Origin of the sequence: Bowmanella yangjiangensis (genome assembly GCF_017255015.1) — a bacterium.
Classification (GTDB): Bacteria; Pseudomonadota; Gammaproteobacteria; order Enterobacterales; family Alteromonadaceae; genus Bowmanella; species Bowmanella yangjiangensis.
On record NZ_JAFKCS010000505.1, the window covers coordinates 1 to 552 of the forward strand.

General features: G+C 64.3%; 1 protein-coding gene. It reads left to right on the top strand.

Going from position 1 to position 552, the window contains the following annotated elements; genetic code table 11:
• A partial coding sequence (locus J0A65_RS25380; RefSeq protein WP_206596993.1) for a hypothetical protein occupies positions 1–258 on the top strand: 258 nt, incomplete at its 5' end.
• Positions 259–552 lie beyond the last annotated feature (294 nt).

The window sequence follows — 552 nt, forward strand, 5'->3', positions numbered from 1 at the left end:
TGGCTCTACGTCGCCCTGGCCGTGGCCAACAATGGCTTGTCACGCGTGGACATGCAGAACGGTGTTCTCGACCTGCTGCTGTTGATCGGCTGCGTGGCGGTCCCCGCCCTTCCCCTGGCGCAGATCCAGCAGCACGCCAACCAGGCCAGCGGCGATGACACCGGGAAGAGCAACGCCCGAATCAGCGGCTACAACCTGCTGTTCATCATCCCCGGAGCTCTGCTCTGGATGCTCGTACTGGTTGGCGTTTTTCTCTGAACTCGAACCGTTGCAGGTCGGGCAGCGTCACGCTCGCACCGAGCCCGCCCCTGGGTGGACAGGCTGCGCGCTATCCACCCTACGCCCTGATCTCGCTGACCAGCAGCTTGCAAGCGGCGCAGCCGAAGAACGCGGCAAACACCCCCTCGAACAGGGCCCTGGCCTTCATGTAAAGGCGCCAGTCTCCTGAGCGAGGGTAGATGCCGGACATGCAACCCAGACTGCCAGCAAGTCGCAGTCGCGGCCAAGGCCCGTCCCACGGATTCGTGACAGATCATCGTGGCGCCTGCCGAG